The sequence below is a fragment of the Roseivirga echinicomitans genome, assembly GCF_001592935.1.
In the GTDB taxonomy this organism is placed as follows: Bacteria; Bacteroidota; Bacteroidia; order Cytophagales; family Cyclobacteriaceae; genus Roseivirga; species Roseivirga echinicomitans.
In genome coordinates this window covers 21,082-37,951 of record NZ_LRDB01000008.1, presented here as the reverse complement: position 1 = coordinate 37,951, position 16,870 = coordinate 21,082, and the positions used below count along the sequence as shown (strand labels likewise).

The 16,870-nt window shown below is 37.0% G+C and carries 11 protein-coding genes; 7 read left to right on the top strand and 4 right to left on the bottom strand.

The genetic code is table 11. The features are described from left to right. Positions 1-17 precede the first annotated feature (17 nt). Both AWN68_RS08015 and AWN68_RS08010 read right to left on the bottom strand, forming a co-directional pair. Positions 18-1,334 (bottom strand): toxin-antitoxin system YwqK family antitoxin, encoded by a 1,317-nt coding sequence (locus AWN68_RS08015; RefSeq protein ID WP_068413817.1) that lies wholly within the window; start codon positions 1,332-1,334, stop codon positions 18-20. A 54-nt stretch (positions 1,335-1,388) separates the two neighbouring features. Then, positions 1,389-2,567, bottom strand: a complete 1,179-nt coding sequence (locus AWN68_RS08010; protein WP_068413815.1) for an acetyl-CoA C-acyltransferase — start codon at positions 2,565-2,567, stop codon at positions 1,389-1,391. A 330-nt stretch (positions 2,568-2,897) separates the two neighbouring features. On the opposite strand from AWN68_RS08010, the gene AWN68_RS08005 reads away from it, so the two are divergent. Together AWN68_RS08005 and AWN68_RS08000 are read left to right on the top strand one after the other, a co-directional pair. Then, complete coding sequence (locus tag AWN68_RS08005; RefSeq protein WP_068413813.1) at positions 2,898-7,067, top strand: PAS domain-containing protein; 4,170 nt, start codon at positions 2,898-2,900, stop codon at positions 7,065-7,067. Next, positions 7,054-7,716: a response regulator transcription factor gene (locus tag AWN68_RS08000; RefSeq protein WP_068413811.1), complete on the top strand. Its 663-nt coding sequence runs from the start codon at positions 7,054-7,056 to the stop codon at positions 7,714-7,716. Before AWN68_RS08005 ends, AWN68_RS08000 begins: the two co-directional genes overlap by 14 nt. 96 nt (positions 7,717-7,812) lie before the next feature. Here AWN68_RS08000 and AWN68_RS07995 read toward each other — a convergent pair whose 3' ends face one another. Together AWN68_RS07995 and AWN68_RS07990 are read right to left on the bottom strand one after the other, a co-directional pair. Beyond that, entirely contained in the window at positions 7,813-8,760 is a 948-nt protein-coding gene (locus AWN68_RS07995; protein ID WP_068413801.1) for a hypothetical protein, read from the bottom strand. Then, a complete protein-coding gene (locus AWN68_RS07990; RefSeq protein WP_068413799.1) occupies positions 8,757-9,728 on the bottom strand; it encodes a vWA domain-containing protein in 972 nt (323 codons plus the stop codon). The genes AWN68_RS07995 and AWN68_RS07990 overlap by 4 nt, the downstream gene beginning before the upstream one ends. 327 nt (positions 9,729-10,055) lie before the next feature. Here AWN68_RS07990 and AWN68_RS07985 point away from each other — a divergent pair, with 327 nt between their 5' ends. From AWN68_RS07985 to AWN68_RS07965, 5 genes are all read left to right on the top strand, one after another. Beyond that, positions 10,056-10,508 carry a hypothetical protein gene (locus AWN68_RS07985; protein ID WP_068413796.1) on the top strand — a complete coding sequence of 151 codons (453 nt, stop codon included), beginning with the start codon at positions 10,056-10,058 and terminating at the stop codon, positions 10,506-10,508. 310 nt (positions 10,509-10,818) lie between these two features. After that, the gene (locus tag AWN68_RS07980) at positions 10,819-11,442 is read left to right on the top strand and encodes a hypothetical protein (RefSeq protein WP_068413795.1); all 624 of its coding nucleotides are present in this window, start codon (positions 10,819-10,821) and stop codon (positions 11,440-11,442) included. Positions 11,443-12,034: 592 nt separating this feature from the next. Then, entirely contained in the window at positions 12,035-12,493 is a 459-nt protein-coding gene (locus AWN68_RS07975; RefSeq protein WP_068413790.1) for a hypothetical protein, read from the top strand. 108 nt (positions 12,494-12,601) lie between these two features. Further along, complete coding sequence (locus AWN68_RS07970) at positions 12,602-13,165, top strand: fibrobacter succinogenes major paralogous domain-containing protein (protein ID WP_068413788.1); 564 nt, start codon at positions 12,602-12,604, stop codon at positions 13,163-13,165. A gap of 619 nt (positions 13,166-13,784) precedes the next feature. Next, positions 13,785-16,862 (top strand): SusC/RagA family TonB-linked outer membrane protein, encoded by a 3,078-nt coding sequence (locus tag AWN68_RS07965; RefSeq protein ID WP_068413786.1) that lies wholly within the window; start codon positions 13,785-13,787, stop codon positions 16,860-16,862. Positions 16,863-16,870: the final 8 nt, after the last annotated feature.

Genomic DNA, 16,870 nt, shown 5'->3' with positions numbered 1-16,870 from the left:
CTTGCTTAATGATTGGTTTAGTTTTCTGATGAACTGATTAATTTGCCTCTTGAGTAAACTTCTTTTTTAGTGACATCTCCACTTGTGTTGTAGTATTGCCAAGTACCTTCTCGTAGGTCGTAACGGTGATTTCCTTTGATTTTTAATTTATTTCCTTCAAAATACTCTGTGAAAGGACCGGATTTTGACCCGTTAACATAACTGGTTTCACTTTTCACTTTTCCGCTTGGGAAGAAGATGGTTTGTGTGCCTGTGTTCCTTCCGTATTGATAAGGCAATTGCTTTTCTAAATGTCCTTCTTTGCTGTATTCCTTATAAAAACCATTTATCACTCCATTGCTATACGGAGTTTCTGTCTTCTTTTGTCCGTTTTCAAAGAATTCAATCCAGGTTTTGTTAGGGAAAGCGTTTATATAAAATTGGTTTTTCTTCGGATTTCCATTTTCATAAAACTCCTGAATACTTACGTCTTGAGTAACCCGAGTATAGTCTTCAATTTTCTTCACTTTACCACTTTCAAAGTAGGTGTAGTTTTTGCCCACTTTTGCTCCTTTGTCAAAAGTGAATTTTTCTTTGAGGGAGCCATCCAAGTAATAGCTTTTTACTTCACCCACATAAATCCCGTCCACATATTGGCCTTCGTCTAAAAGGCTTCCGTCTCCATCAAACCTTTTGAAAGGGCCATTTTTATATCCAGCAACGTATTTGTACTCCCATTCAAGTTGTCCGTTTTTGTAGTAGGTAAGGTATTCTCCTTCAATAACGCCTTGCTTGTAATTGAATTCAGAAGACAGTTCTCCTGTTTGGTAATAGGTTTTAGCTGGGCCATCTTGGGTCCCGTTATTGTACTGAAACTCTGATTTTAGACTGCCTGAGGGGAAGTATTCTTTAGCCCATCCAATTGGGGTGCTGTCATTAAATTGAGTTTCTGTCTTTTTTGTGCCGTCTTCATAATAAGAGGTGACCAGACCGTTGAGCTCACCATTTTTATATCCACCATTTTGAATAGGTTTTCCAGAACGAGATAAAATTTGGAAAGGACCTGTTTTTTCTCCGTGGTCAAAGGTAATGGTGCTTAATTTCTTTCCGTTTTCATAGAATTCATTAAATACCCCATTGGGTTTGCCATTTTCAAATTTACCCTTCATGGCGATTCCACCCTCTTCATAATACTTGATGTAATCACCGTGTATTTTGGTAGAGTCACTGTCCAGAATATAATATTCTTCTTTGACGATTTTATTTTCGGGAGGATAGTATTTTAATACCTTCTGTTGGCCCAATAAAGTGATGGAACCGCTGATTATTAGAATGAAAGAAAATAGATGTTTCATAAAAAAAGCCTTACGTAAAATTACGAAAGGCTTTTTGGTTTAGTATAGTTGATGTTATAATTTTTCGATTACCATGGCTGAAGCACCACCGCCACCGTTACATATTCCGGCAACACCAATGTTACCACCTTTTTGATGTAATACAGAGGTAAGCGTAGTTACAATTCTACAGCCAGAAGCACCTAGTGGATGGCCCATAGCAACGGCACCACCATATACATTTACCTTATCAGGATCTAGCCCAAGCTCAATATTATTGGCTAACGCCACTGCTGAGAAGGCCTCGTTGATTTCGTAATAGTCTACTTGCGACTTATCTACACCAGCCATTGCCATTGCTTTAGGGATTGCCTTTGACGGAGCTGTAGTGAACCACAACGGGTCTTGCGCAGCATCAGCAAAGCCTATAATTCTAGCGATTGGCTTGATGCCCAGTTCGTCTGCCTTTTTCTTACTCATCAATACCATTACCGATGCACCATCATTGATTGTAGACGCATTAGCAGCAGTTACAGTACCTTCTTTACTAAATACAGGTCGCAAAGCCGGTATTTTTTCGAAAATTACGTTATGAAACTCTTCGTCTTCATCCATGATTATTGGATCGCCCTTTCTTTGAGGTATTTCGACAGGGATGATTTCATTTTTGAAGTGGCCAGCAGCCGTTGAAGCGGCTACCTTTTTGTAAGAATTGATCGCAAATTCATCTTGTTGCTCTCTGGTAATTCCCATTTCTTTGGCGGTGTTGTCTGCACAGTTCCCCATTGGGAATTGATTGTAAACCTCCCAAAGGCCATCATGTAATAGGCCATCTATTAATTCACCGTTTCCATATTTATAGCCATAACGGGCTTTAGGGATATAGTAAGGTACATTACTCATGCTTTCCATTCCACCAGCTATAATTACGTCCTGTGCACCAATCATTATGGATTGAGCGGCAAACATAGCAGCCTTCATTCCAGAAGCGCATACTTTGTTGATTGTGGTACAAGGTACTTCATTGCTAAGGCCTGCACCCATTGCTGCTTGTCTTGCTGGGGCTTGACCTAAACCTGCAGAAATTACATTGCCCATAAATACTTCTTGGACATGTTTTGGGTCCAAGCCGGCTTTTTCTAAAGCACCTTTAATGGCCATTGATCCAAGTTGAGTAGCCGAGAATCCAGCTAATTTACCTCCAAAACTACCAATAGGGGTTCTGGCAGCTGATACTATATAAACTTCATTCATATTGAATTATTTAATTTACCTAACGAGTGTTAGCAAATGTAATGAATACTATGTCAAATATGAAGTGAAACCCATAGTGAAAGGGGCTAGTATAGAGTTTTGCGGTGTTTAATTTTTTTATTTGCTTGACTATTTTAATGAAACGTTGATTTAAAGCCTTAATTTAATGACTAGGTAGATTGCTTATTTTTATGATATCGAATTCAACCATATTTGTCACCTTCGCCTAAGCTACACTTTTAGGTGTTTTTTCTACAGAATAATGTGGTTCAGTTTTATCCATAATAAGTTGCGTCAATAATTAACCAAGCCAATAAGGGAATTGTGAGAATGGCAGATAAAAAAGAGGTAAAGGAAGGCAAGGGGTGGCTTCACGATAGGGCACAGTTGCATGACTTAATTGGAAGTAACAAAGCCTTGATTGAGGTGTTATTTAACAATATCGACTGCGCTATGACCTTGTCAAGCGAAGCGGGCTATGTACTCGTGTTTAACAATGAGTTTAATCTACTAGTAGAGTGTTCGAGTGTTGAGCCTGAAGGTACGAAGTTGATTGATTTTGTGGGGCCAGATTCTCAAGAGGTATTTAAAAAGAATCATAAAAAAATATTTAAAGGAGAGTCTGTTGAAGATGAAGAGTATCAATTCATAACGAAGCTTGGTTCGGTTTTAAGTATTAGTGAAACACCAAGGATTATCAATATTGGTGATGACAAATACCTATTATCGAAGTTCAAAAATGTTACAGAAGAAAGAGATACACAGCCAAAACTTGATTTACTGAATACCAAAGAACTTTTGTCCAGAACGGAAAAAATTGGAGGTATAGGTTCTTTTGAAATGAACCTCAAAACGAATGAAATAATCTGGTCCGATAATATATATAACCTCTTAGGAATGCCCGCTTCGGCAGGTCCTTCTTTAAGGTTTTTCAATAGAATAGTAAAAGAAGACAGGCATGTTATTCAGAGAACACTTGATTTAGAACCGGGTGAAAGAACACATTTCCATTTTAGAATAGATATAAAGACGAAAATCAAGTCTTTATACTGTGAATTAGAACGAGTTGGAGAAGACTTAATGGGGATGCTAAGAGATGTGACCAGTGAAGTACTCTCTAATTTGGCACTGAAAGAAAGTGAAGAAAAATATAGATTTCAATCGGAATCGTTGCCGCATATGCTTTGGTTGCTGGATGCACAGGGTGACTTAACCTATCTAAATAGTAAAGGGCGGACATACTTAGGGCTTTATGACGATGCATATCATGGTTCAAAATGGTTGAATTTTGTGCACCCAGACGATCTTCCATTAACGAATAAAAAATGGAAGTTAGCCAATAAAGATAAAGCCTCTTTTTCTGTTCAGGTGAGAATCAAAAATTCTACGGGGATTTATCGATGGTTTATGGTTTCTATATCGCCCATGATTGATGAGTCTGGTGATATAACATCACTGATTGGTGTTTCTACTGATGTTCACGATCAATACATAATACAGGCCAACTTAAAAGAAAACGAAGAGAAGTTTCGGACAATTTTTGAGCAAAGTAATGATGCGATGACCATCCTTAAGGATGGATTTTGTTTGGATTGTAATGTTAATGTGAAGCCAATTTTTGGAGTTGCAGAAGAGCAACTGAAAAATGAAAAAATTTGGAATTTTACACCAGAATATCAAACAACAGGACAGCTTTCAGAAGAATTTTTATCTGATCAAGTTGAGAATACTTTGAAAAATGGTCAAGCCAATTTTTTCTGGGATGTACAGAAGGTAGATGGAAAGATCATTTATTGCGAAGTAAATTTAAGCAGGATAATGATTGATGGAGATGTTTTCATCTTTGCGGTTTTTAGGGATGTTACTGGAAGAATTAAGGCTGAAAAGGAATTATTGGACGGTAAGCAGAAAATGGCTCTTGCCATTGAGTCAGCTAGAATAGGGACATGGGAATTGAATTTGAAAACTGGGAATACTAGGTTTAATGAATATTATGCCGAAATGTTGGGCTATGAGTTTGATGAAATAGTCCATGAACAGTCTTTCTTTAACGAAAGAGTTCACCCAGACGATCTTGAAAAAATTAATACCTCACTTTATGATGAAAAAATTAAAGATAGCGGTGGGTTTGAACTTCTAATTCGGATAAAAGGAAAAGATAATAAATGGCGTTGGATTCTTGATCGAGGGAAAATAATAGAAAGAGATAAAGATGGACAGCCCGTCTTGATTTATGGAACTCATATAGACTTGACTGAATACAAAGAGAAAGAGATGGCTATTTTGAACGCCAATCTTAAATATGAGTTGGCCGCGACTACTGCCAAAACAGGTGTTTGGGAATGGGATATGGTTTCTGATAATCTTGTATGGGATAAAGGAATGGCATCAATTCACGAAAGGAAACTACCTGAGAATAATCAAATCAATATTTCTGATTGGCTCGGTTATGTTCAATCAGACTCTAAAGACGAACTGACTCGAAATTTAGCATCCTTGGTAAGTAATAAAGGAGTGTTTGATGTTGAGTATGAAATAAAGACTGAATCTGGGGATATAAAGCATGTAAGATCAACGGCTAAAATTTTCAGAATCAGTGAAGAAGAGGGTGATAAAGTGATTGGGCTGAATTTAGATGTCACAGACTCACACCTGAAAGATCAAGAACTATTTGAGAATGAGGAGAGATTGAAGTTGGCATTTGATGGAGCCAATATGGCCTTAATGGATTGGGATTTAGAAACGAATACAGTCAGTGTAAGTGATAATTATCTAGAAATTATAGGCCAGGAAAAGGGGAAGTACGACCCAACAAAAGATCAATTTATGGATTCTGTGCTTCATCCCGATGATAGCGAAAAAGTGCGTAAACTTTTTGGAAAACTGAAGGTGGGCAAGCTTAGGCATTATGAACTTGAATATAGAGTGCTCACCCAGAACAATGAACTTAGGTGGTTAAAGTCTAAGGGGAAGACTTTCTTAGATGCCAATGGGAGGGTGAGAGTAATTGGTCTGACAATGAATGTAACCGCAACAAGGGTTGCCCAAGAACAACTTATGGAAAGCCAGAGGGTTTTGAATCTTGCGATTTCAGGTACAAAACAAATAATTCTAGACTGGAACATTAAAGATGACGAACTCCAGTGGAACGAAAATTACTATGAACTTATAGGAAGAGCTAAATATGATTTTGAGAGCAGTGTCTCAGATCATATTAATAAAAGTGTATATACAGACGATGTTGATTTGGTTACGGAACTTGCTGCAAACTTAAAGTCTGGAGTAATAAACGAAATGGATATAATGATCAGGCTAGTTACTAAGGCTGGAGATATAAGATGGATGCGAGTACTTGGTAAGAATGTGGAGTTTGATAAATCTGGTTTGCCTAAAAGGCATGTTTGCACCATGATGGACATTACTAAGGAAAGAAATCTTACTCTGGATTTAGAAAAATCATATACTCAATACCAATCTCTAGTTGAAGACATTCCAGGGTTAGTTTATAGTGCAAAATATCCCACTAAAGAGTTTACCTATGTGAATGCATTTTGTCATGAATTAACGGGGTATACAGTCGATGAATTGACAAATGAGAATGGTCTACAATATCAAAAACTAATTCATCCTGATGACAAAAGGTTTGTTGAGTCCGGTTTCAATGCCGCCATAAGTAATAGACAGACTTATCGATTAAACTATCGAATTCTTGATAAAGAGGGAGAAATTAAATGGCTTTCAGAATTTGGTCATGGCATTTTTAATGAGGCTGGAGAGCCTTTGTCTGTTGAAGCTTCCGTTTTTGATATTACGGATAGAATAAGGTCTGAAGAAAAGGTTTTAGCAGCAGTATTAGATGCTGCGGATGAAGAGCGTAGCAGGATATCTCGTGAAATTCATGATAGTTTGCAGCAAACCTTGACCATTGCATCGCTTAATTTGGAATTTGTTAAAAAAGAGAAACATCTGTTGAGTCAAAGGGTATTAGAACGATACGAACGTGGCTGGGAGCACCTCAGAAAATCTCTCGATCAAACACGAGAGATAGCCCATAGACTAATGCCTAAAGCGATAGAAGATTTTGGCTTAACTGAAGTTGTGAAAGATTTAGTGGACGAATTGAATGCTACTTCTGCTGTGAATTTCGAATTCATTACTAACTTAGAGGAAGAACGGCTTAATGTTAGTACAGAGACTAGCTTTTATAAGATTATTCAGGAATCTATTACCAACATTATTAAGCATGCTCAAGCTCAAAGTGTTTCGATTCAGTTGATAAAACTTTCGACAAGTATTCAATTAATTATTGAAGACGATGGGAAAGGTTTTGATTTGGATAATGTTAATTTTAATTCTTCAGGATTTGGATTGGCAAGTATGAAGAACAGAGCTAGCGCTCTTTCAGGTGAATTTATCCTAGATTCTTTTCCGGGAAAAGGCACCTCATTAATTTTAAATGTCCCCTTGGACAACTCTAAAATAGCTTATGAAAACGATTAGAATATTTCTTGTTGACGACCATAAAATGATCCGCGATGGTGTTAAGTTTTATCTTGACGAGGATGAAAGGTTTGAGATTGTTGGCGAAGCCAATAATGGGCAAGAAGCGCTTTCTATGATAAATAAAGACAGCAATTTTGATGTACTAGTAACAGATATTGTGATGCCTTCCATGGATGGGATTGAACTGGTAAAGAACTTGACGCAAGGAGGGACTGTTGAGTTCAAGATTTTGGCACTTACTATGTTAAGTGAAACGCAACACATAAAGAAGATACTTAATTATGGCATTCAGGGCTATATTTTAAAGAGTAGTGGGGAAGAAGAAATAAAGAGAGCAATAACAGAAGTGGCTGAGGGAAATACTTATTACTCTCAAGAAGTGACCACTATAATTATGAATAACCTAAGGGGGAGTAAATCTAGAGGGTCTAGACTGGCCATGGATATTCCATTGACAAACAGAGAAAGAGAGGTACTCCACCTTATAGTCAAGGAGTATTCAAATCAGGAAATTGCGGATGAGTTATTTATTTCAGTCCGTACGGTTGACGCTCACAAACGAAATCTCTTGGAGAAAACTGGTGCTAAAAACATGGCTGGTTTGGCCATCTACGCTTTGGAGAAAAGACTTTTTGATGACGTTTAAATGACGTTTACAATCAGGTAACAAGATGAATTTAGCTACTGACATGCCGTTATCTATGGGAGGTAATGGGATGAGAATCTGTAGCTAGCTCAAATTTTACCAATCTGGTTTACTTGAGTCTTTTTTCTTAGTAGCCTTCCTTTTGTTCTGTTGAACATATTGAACCTCATTATTTTTCATGGCTTCTAAAATCATTTGAGCTTTTTCTGGGCTCATATTCATTTCTTCCAGCTTCTCTTTTAGCTTTTCAAGAGGGTCTTTTTCCTGAGGTTTTTCTTGATTGGGGTCTTGCTCTTCGTTATTCTCTTGTTGATCCTTTTTCTCTTGGTCTTTATTCTCTTGTTTTTCTTGATCCTTCTTTTCCTGATCGTTTTTTTCTTGTTGGTCTTTTTTATCTTTCTGCTCTTGATCTTTTTTCTCTTCGTCCTTTTTCTCTTCCTGATCTTTGTTATCTTCGTTGTTTTTATCTTGTTCCTCTTGCTCTCTGATCAGTTTTTTCAACAATTCGTAATTGTACCTAGCAGATTCGTTGGTTGGATTTTTTCTCAAGGAGTTTTTAAAATCATTTAAAGCCTGATCGGTAAGAGATTTCTTTTCTTCTGTTTTGGCCGCTTCACTTCTTTTATAGGCTATAATCCCTTTCTGGTTAAAGGCACTTGAAGCAATGACATTGTTCTTTGCACTACCAGATAGTTCGTCATAATTATTGCTCGCAATACTGGCGAATTTAAGGCCTTCACTAGCCATACCTACGGCACTTTCATCAAGGTTATCTGGATTTTCTGCTGCTTCATTTAAAACCCCTAGGAGCTCATTATTCCCATAAGCCAAGAAATAGGCAGCATTAGCCATATTGAGACGAGCGTCTTCATCCATGACCATCATTGAATCCAGTAGCTTCGCATAGGAAGAGACTGCTAGTTCATAGCTTTCTTGATCGTAAAATGCCTTAGCCTCTTTCTTTAACGCATTAGACTTAGCGATTCTCGTTACCGGGTCGGTAATACTGGTGAATACTAGAATTAACGTAATAAAATATTTCATAGGCGTAATGTCTTTCTTCTTATCAGTGCATCTAAGATTAGCAAAAGAATAGCGGCTCCTAGAAAGTAATAGAATTTATTGGCAGAAGCATCAATTTGACGGGTATCACGTACTTCGCCTTCTACTTCATTGATAGCTCTTATCAGTCTCTTTACATCATTTTGATCTTGATTAATTTCAAAATAATTTCCTCCTGTATCGGCTGCCAGCTTTCTTAACGATTCAGAGTTGAGCTTTGTTATTACTTCTTGCCCGTTTCTGTCTCTTTTAAATGAACGTCCCTCAGGGATTTTAGCACCTTTTTCAGTGCCAACACCAAGAGCAAAGAGTTTTACTCCAGTGTCCACTACTTTTTTAGCTGCTTTGTCCGTTTCATCTCCAAAATCCTCACCATCGCTAATCATTAAAATAATTTTCGATTTCTGTTGAGTGATAGGCCCCTCTGCTGCTAAATCAAGCTTTTCCATTGCAATGTTTAAAGGAGCACTAAAGTCCGTTCCAGCATTGGGTACTAACTCAGTCTTGAGCGTACTGATAAACAAATTGATAGCACTTTGATCGTAAGTGAGAGGGCATTGAATAAAGGCCTCAGATGAAAATATGATCAAGCCTATTCGGTCAGAGCTAAATGCTTGAACAATATTATTAAGTTCAAATTTTATTTTTGAAAGCCTAGATGGCTCAACATCTTGTGCATTCATTGACTGTGATAAATCTACAGCAATGTAAATGTCTTTGCCTTCTGACTTCACTTCTTTAGTTGTTTCGCCAAATGATGGTCCCATAAGTGAAAAGATAATCAAAGCAAAGGCTAAAGTTCGGAGCAATACCTTAAGCAATAATGGCCTGTAACTGGTTTGCAATCTTTTGGCAATTGTTGCTAAACGGAAAATGTATGCGAGATAGGCAGCAAGAAAAAGCCCAATAAATATGGCTTCTGTTGTTCCTATAGATTTAAACCAAGTCATGTGTTTTCTAGCTAATCGACAAATATAGCAATCCTTAGACGTCTAGGTTAACCGTTTGTCAAGGGCTTTCTAAAAAATGGCTGTTAAAGATTGTTAAATGGGGGGGTGAAAAGATTTTTAGACGAACTGCGAGAGGGATTAAGTGAATTTAGAATTGGTGTTAGGTATTAATCTAGTACAAATGGAGGTAAATCACCTACATGCTATCACTACTCTTATATCTAATAGAGATAAGCGAAATAGACATTTTTCATATTAGGAGACTGACCCATAAAATCGAACGGACTTCTAATGACCTTTGGAATACAAAACATACATCTGAAAGTCATGAAAAAGTTATTGGCCATTACATTTTTGCTCTTAGTGAGTAACACAGTCTTTTCTCAAACTTACCATCAGGCAAAAGAAGGGAATTCTTTCACCTTTCAGGTGGCGCCTACCTACTTTAATTATGGAGGTTATTTATTTGGGTATCAAATAGGGATCAATTTCAAAGAAGTTTTTAATATTAGTTATTTTCATACTAGGGATTATGATTTTGGTGAACGATACATGGATGATCGCTTTGCTGGAATTCAAAGTAGTGTAATGTTGCCAATTGGAGATAATATGCAGATTGGTCCTTCAGTGAGGTTAGCCAAATATAATTCAGAGGCGCAAAAAGTATTTATTGCTGCGGAAGCTAGGGTTGACCTGAATGAATCCTGGAAACTTGGCTTTGAATATGGTGTAGGAGAGAAAAGGGGATTTGGTTTGAAATTCATTTGGAACTTAAATTAATTGAAGCAGTTGGGCCAATTGCACGAAATATGTTTTGAATTGGATGGCTTAAACTCGCCAAGCTTTAGGTTAATATATAAGAATGCTCAAGAAAGTAATTAGTTTTGTACACCTCACACGAGAGGGAATACTGTAAGTTGTTGTTTGATTTACTATCTTGAATGGGTGTTGTGAAAAAGTCAGGTAATTTTAGAACAAATGATTTTCACTGAGTGGAATTCTTGAATATAAAGTTAAAAGGGTTAATATTTCGAAACCCTGTCTGCGTAAAACCTTATAAATAAAAGTCGAATTAATAGTTTTTTATATAATGTTATCGGGTAGAAGAAACAAAAGGAATAGTAGCGTAGGTACCATCTTGGCATTTGGAATACTAATCCTTATAGGCTCATGTTCGGATATTTATGAGCAAAAGGAGGTGGAGTATCTGTTACCAAAAGGGCAGCACATGAGTAAGAGGTTGGGTGGTTTTCCTAACGATAAGTCAGGGACTTTAAAGTCGGATGTGTTGGATTTTACAGCTCGGTTTGATGAATCGGTACGTTACGATCTAGGTAATAGAAACCAAGATGATATTAATAAGCTGTTTGGTTTTTCAGACTGCAATAGCTTGCACCATGAGAATAGTGTACGGTTTGGCTGGAGATATAGTCTGGTGAAGGATATGGTGGAAATTTTTTCATATGCATACACAAATGGAGTAGTGGGGTATCACCACATGGGAGATATTGCTATTCGTGAAACTGCGCATTATCAAATTCAAATTGTAGGCGATAAATTTTATCTGCTGCTAAACGGAGAAATGAAGCAGGAGGTTGAAAGAGGGACTAACTGCGAGGTTGGATTATACTATAAACTCTACCCTTACTTTGGTGGGGATGAACCTGCACCACATGATATATCGATTTATATCAAAGAGATATTTACCCAATAGGAATATTGGTGAGCATCTATAACTCATGTTTTTAAACAGATTGTTGAGATGAACTCGGGTTTTTTATTTTTTAAATTCACTTATATACCGAGCCTTGTAGTGTGTCTTGGTTTTTGACAAATCTTACTTCCTAATTTAGTGCCGATAGAAACTATGGAAGAGAGAGAATCTAATAAAGTTAGCAGATAACAGCTTAAAAAAGTGGCCACTTCACTTAATGTTAGATGAAGGTCTATGGTGATCTATCAGGAGCTAAATAGAACGCTTTACGATTTTTTTAAAAGATAAAAAAAAAAAACATCCTCTACTTGAGGTTTGCATTCACCCCAATTGAGTGCGTAGTTATGGAAATGAAAGAAATGGAATAGGAAATAAACAGATGACTTCCTACCGGCTGTCAATGTTACATTTTTTTTGATTATCATTGGATGAAGTTAACTATGGAAAACTTCACTCCACACTCAAGGAGGTTTCTTAATGCGTAAGAGAAATACCTAGTGTGTTAGTGGTTTAACCTAATTAACTCAATTCGTTTTTGTCATATATTATCCCTTTGGCTATTAGTTACCTTTACCCTATAGCAACCAAAGACATGAAGATTATAATCATTTTTATTCTGAGTTTCATATGCTTGGAAGTTTCTTCTCAATCGCTTAAAAAGCAGGAAGTTACTCCTAAGTATAATCTCGAAGTATCGCCATCGGCAAACAGAACAGTTTACGGATGGAAGTACGGAATCAGGATGGGGGTAGATTACAAGTCGCGATTGAAGCTGGGTTATACTAGATTGGAAAGCTTCGATAACTCGGAGAAAGGGCAGAAGACATTTGCTGGAACATATTTTCAGTATGCGATTAACCCCAATGCTAAATTTACTGTATTGCCTAGTTTGAAAATAGGGCTTTTTGACGGTAAATTTTTAGCGGTTCAACCTACTATAGAAGGAGCATATGCTATCAGAGATGGCTTGTCTTTTAATTTGGGTTTAGGTAGGAGTGATGGTTTTATGAGTTTTGACTTAGGTCTTAAGTGGAGTCTAAAGCTTGACTAGGTAAAAAACCTACAGAACTAACGAAATTACCTAAAATTCATATTGCGAATTACCTCAATATATAAGGATTACATATCAATCATATTTGACTGTAAGTAAACAAAGGTTATGAAAATACGTCAAACACTCCTTGCATTAGCATTCATTACGCCATTATTGGCGCTTCCAATAGATGGGTTACTTAATTCTCCTGAAGAGTTTGTGGCTCTGAGCCCAGATATTAATGATGAATGGACACCTGGTGACACATGGGTGGATTGGAGGAACGGAATGGCTTACTCGACTGTAGAGTTTGATGATGTAGTTTGGATGACCGCTAACTTTAAAGGGATATCAAAGCAGATGTCATATCAAGAAGCTGAAATTTCTGCGCCAACCGGTTGGAGATTACCCACAAGCGAGGAATGGAGTAAACTTCTTAAAAGGACAGGCTTTTCGTCTGATCCAAATCAGATAATACCTGAAGAGTACTATTTATTTAATTTTGAATCAGATGGTTATGAGGATCCGCTTATGGGGATGATAGGTAGAAATCAAGTTGGGTTTTATTGGACTCAATCCTCAGATAATGAAATTGCAAGTTATATCTCTGTACCTAACAGAGAATTAAGATATACTCACGGTAAAATATCCACTACTGCTAAGATGGCTGTTCGGTACGTGAAAGATTAATTGAGTACACACACAAATGTTTTGGTTAAAGGGCTTTCAGATGGGAAGCCCTTTTTTGTTGCTCTCGCCTTTACCCTGAGGGGCGTTTAGCCAGACTATTGTTTTTTTAATCATTTCTATAGTAGTATCCATCTTTTGTTATTCACAGCCCTTAATTTTGTCCAACCATCTGATGTCGAGCCGTTAAGTCATAAGAGTCATTCATTCAGGCTTTTAGTGCCTTTCCTGTCTTTGTTTGGTGATAAGTTGTTGTTGGCATTGTGCTACGCATTTTTTATTAAGTTATCTGATTATTAGGTATTTAGGTGTTGATTTCTTTAAATAATAAAAATTTAGGGTAAAATAGAAGGTGTATTGTTTCTAGAAATAAATAATTTATATTTAAAATCAAATAGTGTATTTTAATGATGCAATTCTGTATCGAGTCAGTACCTTTTGTGTCAATTTAAAAGCTATCAAATTCTGAATCTGATTAAGGTGTTGATGAAATAAAATACTCTTAGATACTTTTAATGAGTTAAAAAATATGGTCAAGGTTTTCTTTGACCATATTTTATTTTACATTTGGTAATTCAATCGAATTATTTACTAAAATAATTTTTTACTAAAACTACTAACTATGAAGAGAGTATTACTGACTTTCATGATGTCAGTGCTTGTCTCCCTATTTGCGACTGCACAAGATCGCGAAATCAAGGGAAGAGTAACTGATGAAACTGGCCTAGGGCTTCCTAGTGTTAACATTATAATAAAGGGTACCACTATGGGTACTGCGACACAACCAGATGGTACATATACGCTGTCTGCTCCCGCAAGTGGAGTTCTTGTCTTTAGATTCTTGGGCTATGTTACTCAAGAAGTTCAAATCGGAACACAGACTACAATTGACATTCAATTAAATCCAGATGCTACGGATTTGGGTGAAATTGTGGTTTCTGGTGTGGCCGCTGGTACTCCTAGAAAGAAACTGACAGTTACGGTAGCTAAGATAGACGCTGAGCGTTTAAGTCTAGCTCCTGCAACTTCTGCCGGTTCTGCATTAGCAGGTAAAGTAGCTGGGGTTAGAATATCCTCTGCTGGCGGTAGCCCTGGTAACGATGCAAGTCTTCAGCTAAGAGCTGATAACAACTTGAACGCTGGCTCTAGCCCAATGGTGGTGATTGATGGAGTTATCATTGAAGGTGGACTTTCTGATATTAACGTAGATGATGTTGAGTCTTACGAAGTTATTAAAGGTGCTTCTGCTGCGTCATTATACGGTTCTAGGGCTGGTAATGGTGTAATTGTAATCACCTCTAAGCGTGGAAATAACCAAAATATTGGAACTACTAATATTACGGTAAGAAATGAGATTGGGTGGCAACAGCTAGAAAGAACTCTTGATCTTGCTACGCACCATGCATTTACTTTGGCGTCTGATTATGCAAGCTTCGACAAGTTTACCAAATATGATGGTGTAACATACCCTGCTGGTTATGTTGGAGGTTATAGCCCAGATGTTGTTGGTAATAGAGGTTTTGATGCAGATCATTATATGGACAATCCTTTTGGAAGAAACATTGATCAACAAGCGGAATTCTTTAAAACTGGATCCAACCACACTAACTATGTAGCTGTATCCACTCGTAATGCTACAACAAATGCATTTATTTCATTTGAGAACAATGCGCAAACAGGTATTATCCCTAACACAGATGGCTTTACTCGTCAGAATATTAGATTGAATATTGACCATCAAATTAATGATTGGTTGAAATTTTCAGCTTCTAACTTGGTAGCAAACTCTAAACAGAATAGCCCAGGTGGTGGTGGAGGTATCTTCTTCAATATTGTATTGGCAGAGCCTGATAACGACCTATTCTTACCTAACCCAGATGGTCAACCATACTATTACAGACATAATCACTGGTCTAATGAGACTAACCCTCTTTACAGTACATACAAAACTGAAAATAAATATGAAGAGAAAAGAATCATTGGTAACTACCGATTGAATATGGATTTGGCTTCATGGGTTAATTTTGAAGCGAGTTATTCGACTGAATTCAGAGAGATTAGCTCAGGTTCATATTCACCATATGATAGCTGGACGTTGGGTGGAACAGATCCACTTGGAATTACTTATTCATTAGGATCTATAAGTGATAACACTTCTGAAAGAAATGTTCAGCAAGTACAAACCACAATGAACCTTAATGGTAGATTTGGTGATATTACTGCAAAAGGTAAAATCTCGTACCTGTATGAGAATAGTAAAAGACAGGATGTGAATGCTAGTGGTTTTGATTTTGGTATCAGAGATCTGCCTACATTGTCGGCTATTCCTAGAGCTAACATATCTGCCTCAAACTACCAACAAGAAGTAATTGCTTCTAACTATTTCTTTATTGGTTCTTTAGATTACAAGGACAAAATTTTGTTTGACGGAATGTTCCGTATAGATGGATCTTCTTTGTTTGGTGAGAACGAAAGATGGAATAACTATTACAGAGTTTCTGCTGGATATAGAATTACAGAAGACTTAGATATCCCTAATGTTCAAGAATTGAAGATTAGAGGAGCCTATGGTATTGCAGGTATTAGACCTGGTTTTGATTGGCAATATGAAACTTACAGTGTAAGTAATGGTGTTGCTTCTGCTTCATCTTTGGGTAATAAAAACCTTAAGCCATCTAGAACTGCTGAAACTGAAGTAGCTATTAATGCTGAGTTCTTGAATAGGTTTACTTTTGAAGCGATTTATGCTAGCTCTGTAACTTCTGATCAATTCTTAAGCGTGAGGTTATTGCCGACTGCAGGTGGGTTTAGTAGCCAATACCAGAATGCTGGTACTATTGAATCAAATAGTTTTGAACTTAATTTAGGTGTAAATGTGATTAAGAATCAGGACCTAACTTGGGATGCTAATATAGTTTTCTCTAGAACGAGACAAACTGTAACTGAGCTTCCTATTGCTCCATATACTTTCGGAACAGATGGATTATTCTATATAAAAGAAGGTGAAACTTATGGTTCAATTTATGGTAATACTTGGGTTAAATCTTTGGATCAAATGGCTCAGCAGTTACCAGAAGGTGATAACATTTCTGATTATGAATTGAACAACGAAGGTTACGTAGTTCCAGCTGGTTCACAAGGAACAGTTAATGAGGCTCCTGTTAAATTGAAAGATGAGAACGGACTTGATGCTTTTGTTAAAATTGGTGATGGTAATCCTGATTTCTACGCTGGTTTCTCTAACACTGTTCGTTATAAGGGCTTCACAGCTTATGTGTTGTTAGATATCAAACAAGGTGGTGATGTTTATAACAGAAAATCACAATGGTTAACTAGAGATGACAGAAATGGCATCATGGACCAATTTGGTAAAGCTGATTCTGAGAAGAAAGCACTAGAGTACTATAAAGGTTTTTACGATGTAAACTCTAACAACTCTTATTGGGTTGAAGACGCTAGCTTTGTGAAACTTAGAGAGGTGGCTTTAGGTTATACTTTCTCAGCTACTCAATTGCAAAGTTTCTTTGGCTTTGATGCCTTTAAAGGAGCTTCTTTGAAAGCTATTGGACGTAACTTGGTTACTTTCTCAGACTATTCAGGATATGATCCTGAGGTTGGGTCTATTAGAAACCCAGTGGATGGTACAGGTACTTATCCTAACTTCAGAAATTATGCTTTATCTCTATCACTTAATTTCTAAAACTAAAC

What these genes read in the sequence shown, in the direction of transcription:
- AWN68_RS08015 (WP_068413817.1), bottom strand. Translation starts at nt 1,334, where the DNA reads ATGAAACATCTATTTTCTTTCATTCTAATAATCAGCGGTTCCATCACT.
- AWN68_RS08005 (WP_068413813.1), top strand. Translation starts at nt 2,898, where the DNA reads ATGGCAGATAAAAAAGAGGTAAAGGAAGGCAAGGGGTGGCTTCACGAT.
- AWN68_RS07965 (WP_068413786.1), top strand. Translation starts at nt 13,785, where the DNA reads ATGAAGAGAGTATTACTGACTTTCATGATGTCAGTGCTTGTCTCCCTA.
- AWN68_RS08000 (WP_068413811.1), top strand. Translation starts at nt 7,054, where the DNA reads ATGAAAACGATTAGAATATTTCTTGTTGACGACCATAAAATGATCCGC.
- AWN68_RS07975 (WP_068413790.1), top strand. Translation starts at nt 12,035, where the DNA reads ATGAAGATTATAATCATTTTTATTCTGAGTTTCATATGCTTGGAAGTT.
- AWN68_RS07995 (WP_068413801.1), bottom strand. Translation starts at nt 8,760, where the DNA reads ATGAAATATTTTATTACGTTAATTCTAGTATTCACCAGTATTACCGAC.
- AWN68_RS07985 (WP_068413796.1), top strand. Translation starts at nt 10,056, where the DNA reads ATGAAAAAGTTATTGGCCATTACATTTTTGCTCTTAGTGAGTAACACA.
- AWN68_RS07970 (WP_068413788.1), top strand. Translation starts at nt 12,602, where the DNA reads ATGAAAATACGTCAAACACTCCTTGCATTAGCATTCATTACGCCATTA.
- AWN68_RS07990 (WP_068413799.1), bottom strand. Translation starts at nt 9,728, where the DNA reads ATGACTTGGTTTAAATCTATAGGAACAACAGAAGCCATATTTATTGGG.
- AWN68_RS07980 (WP_068413795.1), top strand. Translation starts at nt 10,819, where the DNA reads ATGTTATCGGGTAGAAGAAACAAAAGGAATAGTAGCGTAGGTACCATC.
- AWN68_RS08010 (WP_068413815.1), bottom strand. Translation starts at nt 2,567, where the DNA reads ATGAATGAAGTTTATATAGTATCAGCTGCCAGAACCCCTATTGGTAGT.